The organism is Bradyrhizobium sp. (assembly GCF_049581145.1).
In the GTDB taxonomy this organism is placed as follows: Bacteria; Pseudomonadota; Alphaproteobacteria; order Rhizobiales; family Xanthobacteraceae; genus Bradyrhizobium.
Window position 1 is genome coordinate 1 of sequence record NZ_JBAURI010000513.1, and the last position, 1,949, is coordinate 1,949.

At 64.9% G+C, this 1,949-nt stretch carries 1 protein-coding gene; it reads right to left on the bottom strand.

The features are described from left to right. A partial coding sequence (gene glyS, locus WCB02_RS16925; protein ID WP_423959694.1) for a glycine--tRNA ligase subunit beta occupies nt 1-1,938 on the bottom strand: 1,938 nt, incomplete at its 3' end. Nucleotides 1,939-1,949 lie beyond the last annotated feature (11 nt).

Consider the following 1,949-nt stretch of genomic DNA (forward strand, 5'->3'; position numbering starts at 1 on the left):
GCCATAGAGCGCAGGGTTCGGGGCGCCGTCAAAACTGCGCTTGTCCTTCTTCTCCTCGATCGCGAGGATATTGCTGGCGCGCTTGGTCCCGGCCAGCAGGTTCTTGCCGTCGTCGCTGTCCAGGAACTTGCCGAGCGCCTCGACGCGGCGGACCACCATCAGGAGGTCGTCCTGATCTCCGAGCGCGAACACGGCATCGACGAGATCGTGCCGCGCGCCCTGCTCGCGCAGCTGGACCTTCAGGCGATCGGCGAAGAAGGAAAGCAGATCTGCAATCAGCGCCGCGAGATACGATTCAGACGTCGATGGATGTTTTCGCAGGAACGAGGGGTCTCGAGCCGGATCGCGCAACGCATCTATAATATTTTCAAGCCGGGCCTCGCCGCGCATGATCTGCAAGCCAATCGACGCTTCGAGGATAGCGGTCAAAGGCAGACGGCGGTGCTGGTCCAGCAGGATTCGGATCACCCCTAGCGCCGCCCTGCGCAGGGCGTATGGGTCCTTGCTCCCGGTCGGCTTCTCGTCGATCGTCCAGAATCCGACCAGCGTGTCGATCTTGTCCGCCAGCGCCACGGCGACGCTCACAGGATCGGTCGGCACGCGATCGGTCGGCCCCTGCGGCTTGTAGTGCTCTTCGCTGGCAGCGGCGACGGAGGCATCCTCGCCCTGCGCCAGCGCGTAGTATTTTCCCATCAGGCCCTGCAGCTCCGGGAATTCGCCGACCACCTCGGTGAGCAGATCGGCTTTCGCGAGTTTTGCGGCGCGCCTGGCCTGCTCGACATCGGCGCCCACCAGGGGCGCGATCTCGGCCGCGAGGCTCTCGATCCGCGCGATCCGCTCGCCCTGGGTGCCGAGCTTCTCGTGAAACACGATTCCCTCGAATTTCGGCAGCCGCTCTTCGAGCCTGACCTTCAGGTCGCTCTCATAGAAGAACTTCGCATCCGACAGCCGGGCGCGGATCACGCGCTCGTTGCCGGCGACGATGGTCTTGCCGCCGTCACTGGCCTCGATGTTGGCGGTGAGGATGAACTTGTTGGCGAGCTTTCCCGTCTTGGGATCGCGCACCACAAAGCATTTCTGGTTGTTGCGGATGGTGGCGCGGATCACCTCGGCGGGAATCGCGAGAAACTGCGCATCGAACGACCCCATCAGCACCACCGGCCATTCGACCAGGCCCGAGACCTCGTCGAGCAGCGCCTGGTCCTCGACCAGCTCAAAGCCTTGAGCGAACGCCAGCTGCTTGGCGTCGGTGACGATGGTATCCCTGCGGCGCTCCGGATCGAGCACGACCTTGGCGTCGAGCAGCTTGGCTTCGTAATCCTCGAAGCGGCGCACGCTGATCGCAGCCGGCGCCATGAAGCGGTGGCCGAACGTGGTCTGGCCGGCCGCGATGCCGTCGACCGAGAATGTCACCACGTCGGGCTCCTCGGTCTCGAGCCCGAAGGTCGCGGTGATCGCGTGCAGCGGCCGCACCCAGGTCAGCGCGCTCGATCGCGCCGAGCGCTCGCCCCAGCGCATCGATTTCGGCCATGGGAAGGTGCGGATGATGACCGGCAGCATTTCGGCGAGCACCTCCAGCGCGGCGCGGCCGGGCTTTTCGATCAGCGCGATATAGAAATCGCCCTTCTTGGGATCGCGCTGGACTTTTGCCTCTTCGATCGAGCCAAGGCCGGTCGCCTTCAGAAATCCCTGGATCGCGGCATCAGGTCCGCCGACGCGCGGTCCCCTGCGCTCTTCCTTCAGGTCGGATTGCCGCGCCGGAATGCCGTGCACGGTGAGCGCCAACCGCCGCGGCGTCGCGAACGCCTTGGCGCCTTCATAGACCAGGCCCTCTGAGACCAACCGGTCGGTCACCATGCGGCGCAGATCGTCGGCCGCCTTCGCCTGCATGCGCGCGGGAATTTCCTCGGAGAACAGTTCGAACAGGAGATCGGGCATCAGCTCTACTC